Raw genomic sequence first — 19,598 nt, 5'->3', positions numbered from 1 at the left:
ACGATGAAACGGAAATGACCTGGGTCAACGTCACCTTTCGGGCTCCTCGCCGGCGCAAGTCGGACTTCTCGTCCGGCGAGGGGGGTGTGGGCAAGGACCGGCTACTGGCCCTCGCGCTCCTTGAGGCTCTCCTGGATCGACCTCTTCACGGCGTCGAGGTTGAAACTCGCCGGCGCCTGCATAGGAGGATAATCGATGGCGGTCTTCGCAAGCTGCTCTACCGTCCGCTGCACGACCACGAAGCGCCAGAACTCCCGCGCCATGAAGTCGTTCATGTAGCCGCCGCCCTGGTCGTTCAGCGTTTGCCCGCGGATCGACGAAGTACGCTCGAACGGATCCTGACGCAGGTTCGTCATGGTAGGCATATCCGTCGAGACCTTCTCGCCCGGCCAGCCGTAAGGCTGCTGGATGAACTGGAACTTGAAGTCGTCGATGCGGATGGCCCCCAGATGCGGCCCGGTGAAATAGAACAGCTCATGGCGCGCGGAAGGCGCCTTGCTCGTGAGAAGATCCATCTGGTTGTAACCGTCGAGATGGTTCTTGTAGGGGCGGCCCTCCAGGGTCGTACCCTTGAGAAGCTCATCGCTGATCTTCGGGTCGCCGGCCGCAGCGGCCAGCGTCGGGAACCAGTCGAGGCCCGACATCATGCCGTTCTCCACCGAGCCCGGCTTGACCTTGCCTGGCCAGCGGATGATCGCCGGCACTCGGAAACCACCTTCGTAGGTCGTCCCCTTCGTCGCCTTGAAGGGCGTCATGCCGCCATCCGGCCAGGTGAAGACCTCCGCGCCGTTGTCGCTCGTGAAGATGACGATCGTATTGTTCGCCTCGCCGATATCCTGCAGGTGCTGGAGCAGCGTTCCGACGTCGTCGTCGAGCTGCGCCATACCGGCTTCCTCGAGCCCGTAGTTGCTCGTTGGGTTCATCAGCGCCTGGTATTTGGGCGGCAGGTAAGTGAATACGTGCATGCGCGTCGGGTTGTGCCAAATGAAGAACGGCTTGCCGTCCTTCTTGGCCTTGTCCATGAAATCCATGCTGGCCTTCGCCAGCACGCCATCGAACGTCTCCATGTCGTACTTGGCCTTGCGGCCTTCCTGCCATCCCTGCCGGCCGACCATGTTCGGAAACGGCGCAAGCGGGCCCTCGTCCACGATCCGCTGCTTGCCGACCTTGCCCCAGCGCGGCATCACGGTCGGATCGTCGACGTCGGTGGCATAGGAGTGGACCAGATTGCGCGGACCTGTCTTGTCGATCCAGTCCTGCGGATAGTCGAACCAGTACGGATCGGACATCGCGTCCAGATGGTACAGATAGCCGAAGAACTCGTCGAAGCCGTGCACGGTCGGCAAATACTTGTTGAGATCGCCGAGATGGTTCTTGCCGAACTGGCCAGTCTCGTAGCCGAGCGACTTGAGCACGGTCGCGAGCGTCACGGCCTGGTCAGGGATACCGACATCGGCGCCCGCCTGGCCGACCGTTGTGAGGCCAGTGCGAATCGGCAACTCACCGGTGATGAAGTTGGCCCGCCCCGCCGTGCAGCTCGCCTCGGCATAGTAATCGGTGAACATCATGCCCTCGGAGGCGAGGCGATCGAGGTTCGGCGTCTTGCCCGACATCATGCCACGGTGATAGGCGCCGATATTAAACCAGCCGACATCGTCGCCCATGATGACGAGGATGTTGGGCTTTTGACCGGCGGTCTGGGCGACGGCGGGACCGGTGGCAAACAGGCCGATGGCGGACAGTGCACAGAGCAGTCCCGATAGACGAAAGGACGGCCGCTTCGTTTCTGATCCGGTCGCAGGCATGGATCGACTCTCCCTTGTAAGGATGCGTGTTCAAGCAACATGCCCGGAGCAGCATGCGCAAAGCACCGGCTCCGGCGCCGTCGTTCGACCGACACCCAGGCATCACAGACCTAATCAGCGCGTTTCCGGCCAGACTATGCAAATCTTGCAAATCTGCGGTTGAACTATTTGTTGCGCCTTCCCGGCCTGTCGATATCACTCGGCGGTGCGGCGACGCGTGCTATCGGCATCGATGGTCCGCATTTCCGATCTCCCTGCGCGGTCCGCCAACTGCCGCCGCAGCGTCGCCTTGGGCGATTCGCCAAACAGCGTCCGATACTGACCGGAAAACCGGCCAAGTTCCCAGAAACCATGCTCCACGGCGATCCCTGTAACGGACGCCTCCCCGGGATTGGCCTGCAGGAGGGCACGACGCACCAGATGCATGCGACGCAGCCACAGATACCGAATCGGACTGGTGCCAAAGTGCTCCTGGCAGCAGAGGTGCAGCAGGCGCCCGGAAACGCCGATGCCGGCGCAGATATCGGCAAGATAGAGCGGTTCATATCGCCGCTGCCGCAGGAACTCCTCGAAAGAAGCAATCACCCGCGCGTGGCGCCTGCCGGTCGGCTTGACCTCTGCCGGCATATGCCCGGCGAGGCACGACACCATCGTCCAGATCAGTTCATGCTCGATCGCCTTGGCCATCGCCGGATGGGAAAGTACACTCGGCCCAGCCTTGGCCAGGTCCATGACGGAGTCGTGCAGAGCCCTGAGGCGGGCCAACGCCGCCGGGGCCGGCCTTATGAGATGCGTGTACCGGGGCACGTTCAGCTCCTGACCGACAATGCTTGTCCCCGCCGCAGCCAGATCCTCCGGCGAGAGCGACATCGCCGCCGTCGAACAGGGGCCCTCGCTCCACAGGTGATCCAACACCCCGTCACCCAACACGACGATCTCGCCGGCGGAGACATCGTGGCCATTGTGCCGCGTCGGCACTTGGTTTCCGTGGGCATGGAACAGTATCGGTGCACGCTGGAGGCTGGGTGATGCCCGCGCGATGCGTGGCAGGTTCTCGTCGATCCGCTGCATCCACAATCGTCCCAGGTCGACCACCGTCTGCTGCGCGCGGAAGTGGCCTTTGGAAGCGACGACGATCTCCACATGACCACCCCGCACCGACGCTTCCAATGGGAATGGATCCGTGAACTCGCTGACGCAGCTCCGGAGCATGCTAGGACGATCCATCGATGACCGATCGATAAGTGTCACCAGGCCGAGGCCGATTGCTCCACGTAATAGTCACCTGACAGCATACCGCGGACAACTCAGGGATGAAGCGGAAATAATCCGGGCACCGCCGCTTTCCGGACCATCCGCGCCGGCGGACGGGCGGGATGAAAGGGCGGACAAAGGGAAGAACATCTAACGCGGAGCATGACGGCTGCCGACAAATGTGCGATGGGCGAGTCTGGAGGAACATCTGCAAAGATGAGTGCAGCCTGGTGACCCGGTGGCGACCGTTGGCGTGGCTGATGCTGGCGTTCCTGATCAGCTTTGCTGCGCTGCATCTGCAGGCCGAGCCGCGCGCCGGAGCACCGGCCGGAGCACCGGCCGAAGCGCCGACGTTGCGGGCGGCGGACGGCTTCGTCGGCAGTTCACGCTGCGCCGCCTGTCATCCGGAGGAGCATGCAGGCTGGCAAGGCACACAGCACGCGCACGCCTTGCAACCGGTGAGCGAGGCGACGGTGCGGGGCAACTTCAACGACGTCGCGTTCGAGAAGGACGGGGTCGTCACGCGCTTCCACCGTGAGGGCGGTCGCTATCTGGTGGAGACGATCGGCCCCGACGGCCACCCCGGTCATTTCGAGGTGAAGTACACGCTGGGGCTGGAGCCGCTACAGCAATATCTGATCGAACTGCCGGGTGGCCGCTTGCAGGCCTTCGGCATCGCCTGGGACACGCGGCCGGCCACGGCTGGCGGTCAGCGCTGGTTTGATCTCTATCCCGCCCAGAAACTGGGCCCGGGCGACGCGCTGCATTGGACCGGACTACAGCAGACCGCCAACTTCATGTGCCTCGACTGCCATGTCACCGACCTGCGCAAGGGCTACGACGCCGCGACCAACGCGTACGCTTCAACATGGAGCGAGGCGGGCGTGGGCTGCGAGGCCTGTCACGGACCGGGCGCGGCGCACGTCGCCGATCCGCATGTCAGGCTGCCGGCGCAGTTTCGGGCGCGGGCGACCAACATCTGGGGCGGGGATCCTGCCAAACGTCCGGATGTTCCCGCCGCCGGGCGCACTGCCGAGGTCGAGACCTGTGCGCGCTGCCATGCGCGGCGCACCCAACTCACCGACGCCATCCAAGCAGGCCAGCCGTTCGGCGACGGCTTCCACGCCTCGCTGCTCGAGCACGGTCTCTATCGTGCCGACGGCCAGATGCAGGACGAAGTCTTCAATTACGGCTCGTTCCTGCAGAGTCGCATGTTCGCCAAGGGCGTGAGCTGTTCCGACTGTCACGATCCGCACACGCAGAAGCTGCGCGCCGACGGCAATGCGGTGTGCGGACAATGTCACGAGCCGACGAAGTACGCGACGCGCACGCATCATTTCCATGATCCGGCCTCGAAGGCTGGCGAATGCGCCACCTGCCACATGCCGACCACGACCTATATGATCGTCGATCCGCGCCACGATCACAGCTTCCGCGTGCCGCGTCCGGATCTCGCCGCGAGCCTGGACGTACCCGATGTCTGCGCCACCTGCCATGCCGACAAGCCGGCCGGCTGGACCGCGCAGCAACTGGCGACGCGCCTGGGCCACGCGCCTGCGGGCTTCCAGACCTTCGGCCCGGCCTTCTTCGCCGCCGATCATGGCGCTCCGGGCGCACAGGTATCGCTGGCGGCCATTGCCAATGATGCGAACCAGCCGGCGATCGTGCGGGCCAGCGCCATCGAGCGGTCCGCTGGACTCGATCCGGCGCTGACCGGTATCGACCTGCACGGCGCCCTGGCCGACCGCGATCCCCTTGTCCGCGCTGCCGCGGCCGAGGCGCTCGCATCCGGCAATGCCGCGCCCTGGCGCGCCGACCTTGTGCCACTGTTGCGCGATCCGGTCCGCGCCGTGCGCATCGCTGCCGCGCGCACGCTGGCCGGGCCCGGCGAGCGCCAGCTTTCCGACTCCGATCGCGCCGCCTTCACCAAGGCGCTCGAGGATTACATCGCCGTGCAGCGCTTCAACGCGGATCGCGGCGAAGCGCATATGAACCTGGCCCTGCTGGAACTACGGCGCGGCAACAGCCTGCTGGCGGACGATCATCTCGCCCGCGCCATCGCCGTCGATCCGACCTTCGTGCCGGCCTACGCCCAGCTCGCCGATCTCTATCGCCGCCGCCGCGACGAGGCGCGCGCCGAGGCGATCCTGCGTCAGGCGCTGGCGCGCAATCCGCGCTCGGGCCTCGCCCATTTCGAGCTCGGCCTGTCGCTGGTGCGGCAACACCAGCTTCCCGCGGCGATGAGGGAACTGCAGCAGGCCGCCGACCTCGAACCCGACGCGGCGCGCTTTGGCTACGTCTATGCCGTCGCCCTCCAACAGGCGGGCCGCGAGGCCGAGGCGGTACAGCGGCTCGACGATGTGCTGGCGCGGCATCCCTACGATGTCGAGGCGCTGTCCGCCCAGGCGATCTGGGCCATCCGACGCGGCGACACGCGCACTGCCCTGGACCGCCTCACAACCCTGCAGGCGCTGCGTCCCGCCGATCGCACCATCGGCCAGGAGATCGACCGCCTGAGACACTTGCCGCCGCAGTAGCCGCGACGCGGCGCCGGGACGATACGCCCAAGACGGGAGGGCGAACCCCTCGGCCATGGTCAGGCGAGACGGGTCACACCGCGATATGCGAACGTCGGTGTCGAACGCCACCTTGATCAGGCCCCGACTCTCACGACAGCGTTTCGGCGTACCGGATGATGCTCTGGTTGCGGATGCTGTCGATCAGTTCGTCGACGGACACAGGAGTCGACGGAGCAGGAAAAAGGTCCTTCGGCTGCGCTCAGGACGACGGACAGACATCGCCGCAAACGATTGCTCTCCCCGCATGCTTTCCCTAGGACGGGAGAGCGGCGGAGTGAAGGCGGACGCCGCCTTGTCGGACTCCTCTCTCCCGTATCGGAGGATCGGCCAGCGCTAGCTCTCGCCGCGGAGATACCGGGCCGCTCTCTCGCGCACCAGCTCGAGATGGGTGAGGAGCGATACGTGTTCGCCGTGCGGGATCGCCAGAAGCTCGGCCTCGGGCACCCTCCGCAGCAAGCCGTCGGCATGACGGAACGGAACGACCGCGTCCGCCTCTCCATGCACGATCAGCACCGGCAACGAGATCGGCGCGGTCGGCAGATCGCGCAGGCTGGCGAGCTGCTGGATGTCGTTGATCGTGCCCGGAAGGCGATCGCGCAGGCGCTCGAACACGCCCGATTGGAGCGCTTGAAGCAGCGGACCGGCCTCGGGGTGGCCCAATGTGCGCGCGCGGACCTCCGGGTCACGGATCGAACGACTGGCGGCGCGATCCGGCTTGCTGGTCGTCCGCCATCTCAGCAGGGCCGCCAGGCCCGGCACCCGGGCCAGCGTTTCCATCGCTCGCAGACGCTTGAAGATCTCCGGCGGTGTCTCCAGCCGCTCCGTGCAGGTCGATACCAGGACCAGCGAACGGCACCGCCTGGGATGTCGGGCGGCGAATTGCAAGGCCGACGGGCCGCCCGCGGAGACCGCGACCAAGGTCGCGTCCGTGACATCGAGCGCATCGAGCAGCGCGCAGATCAAATCGGCCTGCTCGTCCGGGCTTCGACCACGGTCGAGATCCGTACCGAGATAGCCCGGCCGCGAGACCGCCACGACGCGGTGGCTGTCGAGATTCGCGGACAATGCCTTTGCCAGCAGCCAGGATTGATCGTAGCCGCCCATGCCGCCATGCAAGGCAACGATGACGGAGCCGAAGCCCGCTATCGCGCATTCGATGGCGCCACGGGACGTGTCAACCTGAACAGGCAGCGGGCAACCAGGGGCGAAAGCTGAACTGACGCGTTTCATGATTCGTTTTCGGCGATCTGCGACACCTGTTGCAAGATGACAGATCAACGCCACGCCAGCGGGGAAGAGCGACCCGGAGGGTGGCGGCCCCTTGCAGGTAGAACGATCGCGGATGAAGTCATCTCGTCATCCCGAGCGAAGCCGCCTGCAGGGCGGCGCAGTCGAGGGACCCCTTTTCCCGCTTCCGTCCAGAGGCAGCGCTCTGGAAAGGGTCCCTCGACTGCGCCTCGCTCCGCTCGGCTTCGCTCGGGATGACGGGAAGTTCTTGTCTATGTGATTGTCCGCCCCCTTCCCAAACGAAGACGAGGCGCGGGATTGCGCGCAACCTCTTTGAGTAGGAGGCGCGACGCGGCGTCGGGATGACGGAAATGGGCGCGTTATGCGATGGTCCGACCCGTCACAGGGGGAGCCTTGGGGGAGTCAATGAAGTCACGCCGTCAGTTCCTGCACGTCGCCGCCGGCGGCGCCAGCGCCGCGCTGCTGGCCGGCTGCGGCGCGCCCGAGCGCGGGTTGCCGGTGCCGAACGGGCAGGTGCAGCAGGCGACCATCCTCGGCCTGTCCAGCGTTAGAATGCGAAGTAAATGAAGTCGTAACCGGAGCGTTTGGCGAAAATCATTCCGGCGAACCACATCGAAACGAGCGCCGTCGACAGGCGCACTGTGCTGAGCGAGGCCAGCACCTCAGGCACCTCGGTATCACGGCGATAGGCCGTCCAGTCGGCGAGCAGCATGGGAATGCCAAGGAGGCCGAGCTGGCGCAGGCCCTCGAGGAAGGTGTGGCTGAGGAGCGCGCCGGGAAAGGCGCCGAACGAGTCGACCATGGTCCTGAATTCGTGCTCGTGGCCGCTGCCGGCGCGGAACATCAGCCAGCCGAAGGTGTTGATCACGAAGAACACGCCCCAGCTCGCCAGCGCCGGCAGGCCGGCGCCGCTGCGCTCGATCAGCAGGTGCACGGTCTTCAGGCGATATATCAGGATCAGGACGCCGTGGAAGAAGCCCCAGCAGATGAACATGAAGCCGGCGCCATGCCAAAGGCCGGCCAACCCCATGGTCAGCAGGATCGTCACTGACTGCCGGAGGTACGATCCCGCGCGACCACCGAGAGGGATGTAGACGTAGTCGCGAATCCAGGTCGACAGCGTTATGTGCCAGCGCCGCCAGAACTCCTGCGGACTGCGCGAGAAGATCGGCGTCAGGAAGTTGCGGGGTAGCTTGATGCCGAACAGCAGCGCCGATCCGCGCGCGATGTCAGAGTACGCCGAGAAGTCGCAATAGATCTGCAGCGTGAAGCCGACCGCGTAAAGCAGCCCGACGCCACCCGACTCGTAGGGCGGCGTCGTGGTCGCGCGCACTGCGTAGCTGACGACGTCGCCGAGGTTGTCGGCGAAAACGATCTTCTTGAACAGCCCCCAGAAGATCTGGCTGAGCGCCAGGCGAAGCTCGTCGGGCGTCGGCAGTGGCCGCACGACCTTGAGCTGTCCGATCAGGTCGCCCGGGCGCAGGATAGGGCCGGCGACGAGATGCGGGAAGAAGAGGACGAAGTTCAAGTAAATCAGGTAGGACGGCTCGGCGCGGAAGTGGCGCCGGTAGACGTCGATCGTGTAGCTCATCGTCTCGAACGTGTAGAACGAGATGCCCGGAGGCAGCGTCGTCGTGATCACCGGGACCGTCGCAGCGATGCCGAACACCGCAAGCAGGTCGTTCAGTGTCCCCGTGAACCAGCCCAGGTATTTGAAGGCCGAGAGCATCGCCAGATTGATGACGAGGCTGAGGATGAGCCAGCGCTTGCGGATGCGATCGTCCGTAAGGTTGGCCATCTTCATCCCGACGAAGTAGTCGACGGTCGCGACGATGACCAGCGGCACCAGCCACCAGATCGTCTTCCAAGCATAGAAGATGGCACTGCCGACGATCAGGACGATCGTCGAGAGAATTCTTGATTGGCGAACTAGGACGTAGAGGCCGAGGAGAAGGGGCAAAAACGCAAGAAAAAATACAAACGACTGGAAAACCATAGAAGGCCTCTGCGCAGACAACGCATCGTACCCTCTACAGTTGTCTAGAAGATAGCTATATTCTATCTACTTACGCGAGAATTGCCTTGGGCGGCAGGAGTAGAAGCATTGCGCAATTTAATCCACAGAGCGACTCTTCCGTTCTTCCTGGCTGCCCTGTTCATCGCCGGACTGGAAGGCGCCATCGCGCTCGTAGGCAACAACGGCAGCTACAACACCGACTTCTTCGACTTCTCGCCGCTTGAGCAGGATAACCTCCAGAAGCACACTATTTATGACAAGTTCGAGACAACACTGACCAACATACCGAGCGAGGTCGTGCAGGTCGGCGACAGCTCGGGGTTCTACGGCGTCGATCCGAAGGTCGTCACAAAGGTTGCAGACAGGCTCAGCTATCTCAACATGAGCTGCTGCGGCGATGCCGGATGGACCGGATATTTCTACGAGGCGCAGCTGGCAATAATGCGCCAGGCGACGCCACCGAAATTCCTCGTCCTTCACGTGACGCCGTTCTGGTCGCCGGCCGCGCCGGCGTTCTACGGCGACAACGCGCTTGCAGTACTTATCCGCGACTATCTTATCAAGGCGCATTGGTGGCATCAGGTGCGAATGCCGAGCGAAGGCTATCGCCTCAGGGTGACTAACCTCGTCTATCACGATATCTGGGTCGACGATTTCACCTACCAGCTGCATCAGTGGCCGACGCTGGGCTATCCGCCTATCAAAGAATGGCGCAGGATGATTGCTGCCGGGCGCGGATGGGTTCCCATACCTGTCGATATCAAGGACCCGATGATCAAGGGCGGCAATCCAGGCGTCTGCAAGTTCGACAGGGGCTACTCCGAAAACGAGCTGCTAGGACTCGTCCACATCGACACGCTGTACGACTATCTTAGCCGGTTCGCCGAGCTGGCCCGACGCACGAAGACGAGGTTTGTACTGGTCTCCAACCCGGTGCCATGCGTCGTCGAGCAGGACGCCGTGTTCGATGACGTTGAGCGGCAGATCGCGCGCTTCAAGCGCGACTATCCCGAGGCCGTCGTGCCGTTCCGCTACTTTCGACAGGCTCCCCTCAACGACTTCTCGGACCGGTGGCACCTCAAGGAAGATGGTGTTGTGGAACACTCCGCTCGCATCGGCGCTGCGTTGGCGGCTGCCGCGAGTACGAATTGAAGTCGACGAAAAGGAACTTTGGGGTCTTTCGTTTGAACTCCCCTTATATTTTCTGCCCCGTCCCTAACCTCTTCCGTAAGAGGCCAGGAAACGCGCATGCGGCCGGGGGGAGGAGTTGCAAGCGCACATCCTCCCAGATGAAACCCGCGACGCGGCGTCGGGATGACGGAAATGGGCGGGCTATGCGATGGTCCGGCCCGTCACAGGGGAGTCCAGGGGGAGCCGTCAATGAAGTCACGCCGTCAGTTCCTGCACGTCGCCGCCGGCGGCGCTACCGCCGGAACCGCGCTGCTGGCCGGCTGCGGCGCGCCCGAGCGCGGGTTGCCGGTGCCGAACGGCCAGATGCAGCAGGCGACCATCCTCGGCCTGTCGAACGAGCGCTTCTTCGCCGCGCTCGATGCCGGCCCGATCACCGCCGAGTTCATGGCCGCGGCCGAACGCCAGCGCGCGCGGCTCGGCGCCAGGACGATCTCCGATCTCGATTTCCGCTTCCTCGCCGTGTCGGGCGGCGGCGAGGACGGCGCGTTCGGGGCCGGCGTGCTGTGCGGCTGGAGCGAGCATGGCGACCGGCCGACCTTCGACCTCGTCACCGGCGTCAGCACGGGGGCGCTCACCGCGCCCTTCGCCTTCCTGGGCTCCGCCTACGACGCGCAGCTGCGCTACGTCTATACCGGCATCAGCCCGGCCGACGTGCTGCGCGAGCGCTACATCACCGCGGCGCTGTTCGACGACGCGCTGGCCGACAACGCGCCGCTCCATCGCACCATCTCGCGCATCCTCGACGAGCGCATGCTGGCCGCCATCGCCGCCGCCTACGACGACGGCCGCCTGCTGCTGATCGGCACCACCGATCTCGATGCGCAGCAGCCGGTGGTCTGGAACATCGGCGCCATCGCCAAGAGCGGCCATCCGCGCGCGCTCGACACGGTGCGCCGCATCCTGCTGGCCTCGGCGGCGATCCCGGGCGCCTTCCCGCCCACCATGTTCGACGCGACGCTGAACGGGAAGCCGTACCAGGAGATGCATGTCGACGGCGGCGCCTTCATGCAGAGCTTCCTCTATCCGGCGCGGCTCTCGGTCGAGCGGCGCCAGCGCATCGCGGCGAAGCAGCCGGTGGCCGACATATCGGCCTATCTGATCCGCAACGGCCGGCTCGATCCGCACTGGGCCGAGGTGCGCCGGCAGATGCTGGGCATCGCCGGCCGCGCCATCTCGACCATGATCTTCGCCAGCGGCTACAACGACACGCTGCGCATCTACTACAACGCGCTGCGCGACAACGTGGATTACAACCTCGCCTATATCGGCCCGGACTTCACCCTGAAGCTGCCCGAGCCGTTCGATCCCGGCTACATGCGCGCCCTGTTCGACTACGGCTACAGCCGCGCCCGCAACGGCTACGAGTGGTCGAAGCAGCCGCGCCTGGCGGGGTGACGCCTGCCAGCGGGCCTGTCTGCCCGTCGATAGGTCGCGGCCGCGCTCAGACGGCGACGGTCTGCTTCTTCGGCGGGCCCTGCGCCGCGTCGCAAATCGTGCCAATATCCCTGGTATCGCCGAGGAAACCGTGACAACGCGAAACGCGACCGCTTGGCCGCATGGACGGAGCCGGGTGATCGCGCTACTTGTATTCACATGCATTTCTACACGGTCAAGGAAGCAATTCGGACGGGTCACCGGCTGAGACTGCGGACCGAGGAAGGCGACTACACCGTCGAGCCCCATGTGCTGGGCCGCAACGGCCGGGGCCGGACGCTGCTGCGCGCCTTCCAGCTCAGCGGGCCGGAGCGCTCGTCCCGGACACCCTGGAAGCTGTTCGATCTCGACAGGATCGAGCAGGCGGTCGAAGTGGAGCAGCGCTTCGACACTCCCCGCCCCGGCTATCGCCCCGCCGATCCGGCCATGAAGGCCGGCATCATCATCGAGCAGATCTAGGCCGCCGAGAGGCGGCACCGATGGGCGGCACCGAGAGGATGACATGAGACGGCGCCGGCTTGTTCCCCTTCTCGGTGGGGCTGCGCTGGCGCCGCTCGTCGCGTCACCCGCACGGGCGGAGCCGCCCGGCGGCTGCGCTGTCCCGAGCGCGCGGGACGATGGCTGGCCGGTTGCCGCCGCGACGGAAGACAAGCTCGTCGATCGCGCCGCGCTGTGCCGGATGACCGATGGGCTCGCGACATCGCCGACGGCCAACGTGCATGCCGTCCTGGTGGCGCGCGGCGGCCGGCTGGTGTTCGAACGGTATCTCAGCGGTCCCGACGAGATCCACGACCGCCACATCCGCAACGTCGTGTTCGATGCCGACACGCAGCACGACCTGAAGTCGGTGTCGAAGAGCGTCGCCTCGCTCGTGGTCGGGATCGCGATCGATCGCGGGCTGATCGACAGCGTCAACCAGCCGGTGTTCAGCTTCTTCCCCGAACTGTCGGACCTGCGTACGCCCGAGAAGGACAGCCTGAAGCTCTCCCACGTCCTCACCATGTCGATGGGCCTGGCCTGGATCGAGGCGACGCCGAGCACCGGCAATGACGACAACGACGAGGCGCGCATGCATCGCGCGGCCGATCCGTGTCGCTACGTGCTCGGCCTGCCGATGACGGCGCCGCCCGGACAGGAGTTCTTCTACAACACCGGCGCGCTCGCGCTGCTGTCGGCGATCGTCCGCAAGGCGACCGGACAACCGCTCGACGAACTGGCGCGCACGGCCCTGTTCGAGCCGCTGGGCATCACCGGCGTCGAGTGGAAGCGCATCAAGGGCGATACCGATGCCGGCGGCGGCCTGCGCCTGCGCCCGCGCGACATGGCGAAGATCGGCCAGCTCGTGCTGGCCGGCGGTCGCTGGAACGGTCGCCAGCTCGTGCCGAAGGACTGGATCGATGCCTCGATCACGCCGTGGATGAAGGCCACCAGCGGCTTCTCCTACGGCTATCTGTGGTGGCTCGGTACCACCAGGATCGAGCGGCGCGACGTGCCGTGGATCGCCGCCCTCGGTCGTGGCGGCCAGTCGATCCGCATCGTCCCGTCGCTCGACCTCGTCGTCGCCGTGACCGCCGGCTACTACCAGGACTACAGCCCGCAGGCGTTCCAGCTGCAGTTCGGCATTTTCAGGGACGTGCTGAAGGCGACGCCGCCGGCGGGGTGACGCGCATGCATACCCGAAAAAGAGCCGATGCCATTTGGATGATGCAGATTGATTGATCCAGCTCAAGGCCCGTCGCAGACGGACGGCGCCTTCTGTTCCCGGATAGCCGAACCAAGGAGTTTGTTTCGATGGCGAACGATCAGCCCGCGGCCGCTACGGCCTCTCCCGCACCGTCTCCCGCCGCCTTTCCCACCCCCTTCATCGATCCGAACTGGATGAAGACGGCGTCGGCTTTCCCGACGAAGCTCTACGCCAGCATCGCACAGGAGATGCTCGGCATGGCCGCCCGTCATCTCCAGGCCCAGTCCGATTATATCGGCAAGCTTGCCACGTGCGGCGACCCCGCCGAATTCTTCGCCTGCACCACTGATTTCGTGAAGAAGTCGGGCGAGACCTGGGTCGACAACAATCGCCGCATCGCCACCGCGCTGCAGGCGCATGGGCCTGCCTCGACGCAGGCCTAAAGCGCGATGACTTTTGCTTCGGCCGTCGCCCTGACGCTCGTAGCATGGCAGCGCATGCGTCCGGGCGACGGCTTGATTCCATGAAAAGTCATCGCGCTGTAGGCTCCCGGTCCGCCTCGCTCCCGTCGCTGACAACGAGGGTCGACGTCGACAAGCGCCGAAGTCGATAGGGGTAAGCGTACGATGCATCATATCCTGGTCGCCACGGACGGCTCCGAGGGAGCCGGCCGGGCGATGGACGTTGCCGCGGAGATGACCAAGGCGATGTCCGGCACCCTGTCCATCCTCACCGTCGGCGGCAACGCCTCCGACGAGGAGATGCAGCAACTGCGCGCCGCCGAGGGAGATCTCTGGGGCGCCCTCGACCAGGCGTCGCGGCAGATCCTGAGACGCGCCGAGGAGCGCACGCGTCAGCTCGGCGTGTCGCCGACCAGGTCCCTCGTGGCCTGGGGCGATCCGGCGACGGCCATCATCGACGCGGTGCGCCGCGAGGCCGTCGACGCCATCGTGATCGGCCGCCGAGGCCGCGGGCAGTTGGCCGGCCTGCTGCTGGGCAGCGTTTCCCAGAAGATCGTGACCCTCGCCCCCTGCGTCGTGGTCGTCGTCCCGTAGCGAGCGACGGGAAGCGCTTCGTCCTCCAGCTACCGTCCCGCCGATCCCGCCACCACCGGCGGCGGCACAGGTTCGCCTGCAGCCGATGCCTCGGCGGCCTCGATGCGACGCTCGATGCGACGATGGAACCGCAACGTCGCGATCGCCGAGCCGGCCCAGGCGAGGGCGACCACGGCCCCGGCGACGGCGCCCATCTGCGAGCCGAGCAGAAGGTCCGAGCCCGTCTTCACCCAGCCGCTGACGGCGTCGGCGCCGCGATAGACGACGGTGTCGATGAAGTTCTTGGCCTTGTACTTGTCGTCCACCGGCACGCGCGTGAACAGCATCTCGCGTCCCGGACGCACCAGGGCATATTCGCCGACGCGCCGCACGACCATCACGACGACGAACAGGCCGAACAGCGACGACACGCTCAGCAGCACGAAGCCCAGGACCGTGACAAGCGGCAGCGCCAGCAGCAGGAAGCGCAGGCCGAACGCGGCGGCGATGCGGCCGGTCAGGAACAGCTGGATCAGCAGCGTCGCGCACTGCACCACCGCATCCATGCCGGAAAAGAAGCGCGTCTGTTCCGCCCGGTCGGCGAACCGCCCGGCGACGAACCGCGCCTGCTCGAAATAGAGGAAGGTGCTGACGCTCGCGAGCAGGATCACGAACAGCGCGATGCTGAGCAGGAAGGGCGAGCGCAGGACATGGATGGCGCCGGCGAGCGGGCTGCCGCCGATCATCGTGTCGCGCTCCGATCCGTCCGCCTGCCGCGCCGTTCCGCTCGTCCCGACGCGACCCGAGAGATGGTCGGCGCACACGGTCGCGGGGACGAGCATCGCCGCGGCCAAGGCGAGCAGGCCGGCATTGCCGATGCGGGTGGCGAGGAAGACGCCGATCAGCGGTCCGGCCAGGCCACCGAGGCTCGCCCCCGCCGCCATGAGCGAGAAGACCCGCCGCGCCTGGGCGTCGGTGAACACATCGACGAGCACGCTCCAGGCCAGCGAGATCGCGACCAGGTTGAAGACCGACAGCCAGACGAAGAAGAATCGCGCCAGCCATGCGGCCTCGCCATAAGCACGGACGCAGGCGGCGAAGGTGACGAGAGTCGCGCCGGAGATCCCCAGCACCCAGCGCACGATGTGGCGCCGCCTGATCCTCGAGACCAGCCAGCCGAAGGCGGGGCTCACCGCGAGCGTCGCCAGGAAGGTGGCGGTGAACAGCCATTGCAGGTTGTTGACGCCGCCGGCGATGCCCATCGTCTCGCGCACCGGACGCAGCGAGAAGTAGCAGGTGAAGAGCGTGAAGAGCATGAGGAAGCCCGCCAGCACGGCAGGGGCCTCGCCCGGCTCGATGCCCATCCAGCGGCGCAGGGCGGTTTGACGGAGCGACATGTTCGATTGCCTTCGGTGACGATCGCGCGAACGGAACCGCCGCGCCCTGTCGGCGCGACGGCACGAGGCTGGGGCGTTTCCCGCTTTCAGGAACCGGTGAGTTGCAGGCTGAGCGCGCGCAGACGGGCGCGGGCTTCCCTGTCGTAGGCCTGCGAGCTGGCATGGGCCGGCTGCAGGCCGTCGTAATAGAGGCCGGTGCGCTCGGCCATGTCGGGGCCGACGGCGAGATGAAGGATCGCGGCCGCGCCTTCGTCGACGCTGCTCCAGGGCGAGATGCCGGACTCGCGCACCATGGCCGTGTCCATGTAGGTGGCCGGATGCAGGCAATTGGCGGTGACGCCGGTCCCGGCCAGTTCCTGCGCCAGATCGAAGGTGAACATGATGAGGGCCAGCTTGCTCTGGCCATAGGCGCGCTGGCCGCCATAGCCGCGGGTCAGCATCACGTCGTCGAATTCGATCTGGTTCTGCCCCGACGAGGCGACATTGACGATGCGCGCCGGGCGGCTGGTGCGTAGCAGCGGCGCCAGGCGCCGCGTCAGCAGGAATGGCGCGAGATAGTTGACGGCGAACCGCATCTCGTAGCCGTCCTTGCTGGTCTGGCGGCCTTCGCCCGGCCGGCCGGTGCCGATGCCGGCATTGTTGATCAGCACATCGAGCCGCGGGCAATCGCGAGCCAGCGCCTCGGCGAGCCCGCGCACTTCGGCCAGCGCGGCGAAGTCGGCCGGATAGAAGCGGCCCTCGCCGCCGGCCGTGCGGATGGCGGCCAGCACCTCCTCCGCGCGCTCGCGATTGCGTCCATGGACCAGCACCGTGGTTCCGGGTCCCGCCAGCCGTTCGGCGACGCGCCGTCCGGCGCCGTTGGTCGAGCCCGTGACCAGGATGGTGCGTGATCCTCCCTCGCCCGCCGGCTTGTCGGCGGGCGCGGCCAGCGCCGCGAGCGGCGGCAGCACCGCGCCCGCGGCAAGGGCCGACATCGTCGTCAGGACATGGCGACGGACCGGTCGCCGCGGATCGTCAGTCTCGTCCATGTTCGCGTCTCCCGAACGGCATGACAGGGGCGGCCGGCATCGTCGCTAGGCGGCGAACCGTAGCCCGCCGTCGCACACGATGGTGTCGCCCGACATGAAGCCGTTGGTCACGACGAAGGCGATGGTGCGCGCGATGTCGTCGGCACTGCCGACGCGGCCGACCGGCGTCTTGCCGGCATAGTCGGCGAAGACCGATGCCTTGGCCTCGGCGGGAAGGAAATCCCACCACGGCGTGTCGATGACGCCGGGCGATACGCCGTTGACGCGCAGCGGCTTCAGTTCCGCCGCCAGGATCGGCACCAGCGCCGCAACGGCGGCATTGGCCGCTCCTATGCCGGCGGTTCCCGGCAAGGCGGCATGCGCCGTCACCGCCGAGACGAAGGTGATGCTGCCCGCCGTGACGAGGAACGGCAGTGCCACCTGCGCGGTGGCGAAATGCGCAAAGACCTTCTCCTCGAAGCCCTGGCGCATCTCGGCGAGATCGACCGAGGCGAACGGTCCCCCGCCCTTGGTGGAGCCGAGCGCGAGCACGAGGTGATTGAACCGCTTGATCTTGTCGAAGGCGCTCCTGGCGCTCACCGGATCGGCGGCGTCGAGGACCACCGCGTTGGCGCGGCCGCCAAGCGTGGCGCTTGCCTGGTCCAGGCGCTCCGCCGAGCGCCCGGCGATCGTCACCGTATGGCCGGCATCGAGCAGCGCGCGGGCGGTGGCGAGACCGATGCCCGAGGAACCGCCGACGACGACAGTGTGCTGATTGGTCATGAGTCTATCCTTTCACTTGCACTTGCGGGAACGACGAGGAGGGATCGAGGCCGGCGAGCGCGAGGCTGAGCGCGCGGAGACGGGCGCGGGCGGCGGCATCGTAGGCCTGGACATGGGCGCGGGCCGGCCGCAGCCCGTCGAAGTAGAGGCCGGTGCGGCCGTCGAGATCGGGCGACGCGGCGAGCTGGAGGATGGCGTCGGCGCCCTCCTCCACGCTGCTCATCGGCGTGATGCCATCGCCGCGCACCATGGCGGTATCCATGAAGGTCGCGGGATGGACGGCGTTGACGGTGACGCCCGTGCCGTCGAGCTCCTTCGCCAGGTCGATGGTGAACATGATCTGGGCGAGCTTGCTGCGGCGGTAGGCGCGATGGCCGTCGTAGCGACGCGCCAGCATGACATCGTCGAAGTCGAGCGGTTCCTGACCGATCGAGGCGACGTTGACGATCCGGCCCTTCGCCGCAACGACCAGCGGCAGGAGAAGATGCGTCAGCAGAAAACCCGAGAGATAGTTGACGGCGAAGCGCAGCTCGTGGCCATCGACGCTGAGTTCGCGCCTGTCGTCGCGGCCGAAGCCGACGCCGGCACTGTTGATCAGGATATCGAGACGGCGATGGTCGCGGGCCACGGCGGCGGCGAGCGCCCGCACCGCGTCGAGCGATGCGAGATCGGCGAGATGGATCGACGCCCTGCCGCCGGCCGCCGCGATCGCCGCGCGCAGACTTTCCGCCCGCGCCGCGTCGCGGCCATGGATCAGCACCTCGGCGCCCGCCGCGCCCAGCCTCTCGGCCACGCGACGCCCGACCCCGTCGGTCGCGCCGGTGACCAGAACGGTCTTGCCCTTCACAGTCATGCTGCCCTTGCTCCTCGGCTGGTGTGCCGTGTCGGGGCGGACCTTCGCAGGAGCCAAGAAGGGCAAACAGAACTGGCGTTATTCTGGTACCGGTAATGCTATGCTGAGCGCCATGGATACCCGCCTCGTCCTCGACGACACGCGCCGCCGCGACCTCGCGGCCTTCCTGCGCAGCCGGCGCGAACGGCTGACGCCCAAGTCCGTCGGGCTGGCGCCCGGAGCCCGTCGACGCACGCCCGGCCTGAGACGCGAGGAAGTCGCGCTGCTCGCCGGTGTCGGCTCCACCTGGTACACGTGGCTCGAACAGGGGCGCGACGTGCGCCCGTCGGCCGAGGTCCTGTCGGCGCTCGCCAAGGCGCTGCAGCTCGACCCGGCCGAGCAGCGCCACCTGTTTCTCCTCAGCGACCGGCCGGCGCCGGAGCTGCGCCGGTCCGGGCCGGAGATCGTGCCCGACTCCATCCTGCGCATGCTCGACAGCATGGGCGGCCAGCCGGCCTACGTGCTGGGCCGCCGCTGGGACATCCTGGCCTGGAACCGCGCCGCCGTTGCCGTGTTCGGCGACTACAGCCGACTCGGCGGCGATGCGCGCAACACCATGCACATGATCTTCGTCGATGCCGACCATCGCCGGAAGATCGTCGACTGGGACCTGCTGGCGCCAGCCTCGCTCGCCATGTTTCGCGCCGACAGCGTGCGCCATGCCGGCGATCCGGACTTCGAACGGCTGATCGCCCTCCTCACCGCGCACAGCGCCGAATTCCGCGCCTGGTGGCCGAGGCATGAGGTGCAGCGCCCGCTCGGCGGCGTGAAGCGCATCGACCATCCCAAGGCGGGACGCATGGTGTTCGAGTACACCAGCCTCGCCATCGCCGACCAGCCCGACATGAAGCTGGTCGTCTACACGCCGCTCGAGGACGAGCGCTCGATCCGCAAACTCGACCGCCTGCTCAAGGCCCTCGGCCCGGTCTGAGTGCCATCGGCGGCGACACGATCAGGCGGGCATCGCGCGAGCCCGCCTGCAGCGAACGGTCGACCGCCTCCTCCTTGGCGCCGCTGCGCTGCCGCGGCGATCCGGTTCACGGCCTCGTCCGGTGTTTCTGCCTCGCCTTGCGCGTCGGCTCCGCCACCGTCTTCTTCTCCGCGCCGACCCTGGCCCGAGCCTAAGTGCTTGCCGCCTTCGGGCGGGTGAAGTATGAGCGGCGCAGCATCAAGAGTTGGGCCGACGCCCAGCGCCAACCTGCTTCCCGAGCAAGGTGGCTCTCTCCTGACGGAGAGGATGTGGCCGGACCAGGCAACGAAACGGGTCAAGCCG

Annotated in this window: 17 protein-coding genes and 1 riboswitch; of the genes, 9 read left to right on the top strand and 8 right to left on the bottom strand. The window is 66.6% G+C overall.

Features of this window, described 5'->3' with window-relative positions; genetic code table 11:
- Positions 1 to 101: 101 nt before the first annotated feature.
- Both B5D62_RS25240 and B5D62_RS25235 read right to left on the bottom strand, forming a co-directional pair.
- On the bottom strand, positions 102 to 1,805 hold the full coding sequence (locus B5D62_RS25240) for an arylsulfatase (RefSeq protein ID WP_085936824.1): 1,704 nt from the start codon (positions 1,803 to 1,805) through the stop codon (positions 102 to 104).
- Between the two features lie 195 nt (positions 1,806 to 2,000).
- Entirely contained in the window at positions 2,001 to 2,948 is a 948-nt protein-coding gene (locus tag B5D62_RS25235; RefSeq protein WP_170921127.1) for a helix-turn-helix domain-containing protein, read from the bottom strand.
- Between the two features lie 341 nt (positions 2,949 to 3,289).
- Between B5D62_RS25235 and B5D62_RS25230 the strand changes: the two genes are divergently transcribed.
- Positions 3,290 to 5,596 (top strand): cytochrome c3 family protein, encoded by a 2,307-nt coding sequence (locus B5D62_RS25230; RefSeq protein ID WP_170921126.1) that lies wholly within the window; start codon positions 3,290 to 3,292, stop codon positions 5,594 to 5,596.
- Positions 5,597 to 5,971: 375 nt separating this feature from the next.
- Here the strand turns inward: B5D62_RS25230 and B5D62_RS25225 are convergent, their stop codons facing one another.
- Positions 5,972 to 6,868, bottom strand: a complete 897-nt coding sequence (locus tag B5D62_RS25225) for an alpha/beta fold hydrolase (RefSeq protein ID WP_139374082.1) — start codon at positions 6,866 to 6,868, stop codon at positions 5,972 to 5,974.
- Positions 6,869 to 7,291: 423 nt separating this feature from the next.
- Between B5D62_RS25225 and B5D62_RS25220 the strand changes: the two genes are divergently transcribed.
- On the top strand, positions 7,292 to 7,453 hold the full coding sequence (locus tag B5D62_RS25220) for a twin-arginine translocation signal domain-containing protein (RefSeq protein WP_170921125.1): 162 nt from the start codon (positions 7,292 to 7,294) through the stop codon (positions 7,451 to 7,453).
- On the opposite strand, the gene B5D62_RS25215 is transcribed toward B5D62_RS25220, so the two are convergent.
- Positions 7,434 to 8,846 carry an MBOAT family O-acyltransferase gene (locus tag B5D62_RS25215; protein WP_170921124.1) on the bottom strand — a complete coding sequence of 471 codons (1,413 nt, stop codon included), beginning with the start codon at positions 8,844 to 8,846 and terminating at the stop codon, positions 7,434 to 7,436. The genes B5D62_RS25220 and B5D62_RS25215 overlap by 20 nt on opposite strands.
- Before the next feature lie 144 nt (positions 8,847 to 8,990).
- Between B5D62_RS25215 and B5D62_RS25210 the strand changes: the two genes are divergently transcribed.
- The 6 genes from B5D62_RS25210 to B5D62_RS25185 all read left to right on the top strand — a co-directional run bounded on the left by B5D62_RS25210 (position 8,991) and on the right by B5D62_RS25185 (position 14,267).
- A complete protein-coding gene (locus B5D62_RS25210; protein ID WP_085936819.1) occupies positions 8,991 to 10,055 on the top strand; it encodes a hypothetical protein in 1,065 nt (354 codons plus the stop codon).
- A 228-nt stretch (positions 10,056 to 10,283) separates the two neighbouring features.
- Positions 10,284 to 11,489, top strand: a complete 1,206-nt coding sequence (locus B5D62_RS25205) for a patatin-like phospholipase family protein (RefSeq protein WP_085936818.1) — start codon at positions 10,284 to 10,286, stop codon at positions 11,487 to 11,489.
- 198 nt (positions 11,490 to 11,687) lie between these two features.
- Complete coding sequence (locus tag B5D62_RS25200; RefSeq protein WP_085936817.1) at positions 11,688 to 11,987, top strand: WYL domain-containing protein; 300 nt, start codon at positions 11,688 to 11,690, stop codon at positions 11,985 to 11,987.
- 43 nt (positions 11,988 to 12,030) lie between these two features.
- Positions 12,031 to 13,191 (top strand): serine hydrolase domain-containing protein, encoded by a 1,161-nt coding sequence (locus tag B5D62_RS25195; RefSeq protein ID WP_085936816.1) that lies wholly within the window; start codon positions 12,031 to 12,033, stop codon positions 13,189 to 13,191.
- A 128-nt stretch (positions 13,192 to 13,319) separates the two neighbouring features.
- Complete coding sequence (locus tag B5D62_RS25190) at positions 13,320 to 13,655, top strand: phasin family protein (RefSeq protein WP_085936815.1); 336 nt, start codon at positions 13,320 to 13,322, stop codon at positions 13,653 to 13,655.
- A 183-nt stretch (positions 13,656 to 13,838) separates the two neighbouring features.
- Positions 13,839 to 14,267, top strand: a complete 429-nt coding sequence (locus B5D62_RS25185; protein WP_085936814.1) for a universal stress protein — start codon at positions 13,839 to 13,841, stop codon at positions 14,265 to 14,267.
- Positions 14,268 to 14,296: 29 nt separating this feature from the next.
- Here B5D62_RS25185 and B5D62_RS25180 read toward each other — a convergent pair whose 3' ends face one another.
- From B5D62_RS25180 to B5D62_RS25165, 4 genes are all read right to left on the bottom strand, one after another.
- Positions 14,297 to 15,643, bottom strand: a complete 1,347-nt coding sequence (locus B5D62_RS25180) for an NTP/NDP exchange transporter (protein WP_085936813.1) — start codon at positions 15,641 to 15,643, stop codon at positions 14,297 to 14,299.
- An 86-nt stretch (positions 15,644 to 15,729) separates the two neighbouring features.
- Positions 15,730 to 16,671: an SDR family NAD(P)-dependent oxidoreductase gene (locus B5D62_RS25175; RefSeq protein ID WP_218191297.1), complete on the bottom strand. Its 942-nt coding sequence runs from the start codon at positions 16,669 to 16,671 to the stop codon at positions 15,730 to 15,732.
- Between the two features lie 45 nt (positions 16,672 to 16,716).
- Entirely contained in the window at positions 16,717 to 17,433 is a 717-nt protein-coding gene (locus B5D62_RS25170; protein WP_085936812.1) for an SDR family oxidoreductase, read from the bottom strand.
- A gap of 4 nt (positions 17,434 to 17,437) precedes the next feature.
- Complete coding sequence (locus tag B5D62_RS25165) at positions 17,438 to 18,286, bottom strand: SDR family NAD(P)-dependent oxidoreductase (protein WP_085936811.1); 849 nt, start codon at positions 18,284 to 18,286, stop codon at positions 17,438 to 17,440.
- A gap of 100 nt (positions 18,287 to 18,386) precedes the next feature.
- Between B5D62_RS25165 and B5D62_RS25160 the strand changes: the two genes are divergently transcribed.
- Positions 18,387 to 19,256, top strand: a complete 870-nt coding sequence (locus B5D62_RS25160; RefSeq protein WP_085936810.1) for a helix-turn-helix transcriptional regulator — start codon at positions 18,387 to 18,389, stop codon at positions 19,254 to 19,256.
- Between the two features lie 229 nt (positions 19,257 to 19,485).
- Positions 19,486 to 19,595: riboswitch (SAM-I-IV-variant riboswitch) on the top strand.
- The last annotated feature ends 3 nt before the right edge of the window (positions 19,596 to 19,598 follow it).

Source organism: Enhydrobacter aerosaccus (assembly GCF_900167455.1).
GTDB classification, from domain to species: domain Bacteria; phylum Pseudomonadota; class Alphaproteobacteria; order Reyranellales; family Reyranellaceae; genus Reyranella; species Reyranella aerosaccus.
The sequence above is the reverse complement of the archived record's forward strand: the minus strand, read 5'-3'. Positions and strand labels throughout refer to the sequence as shown.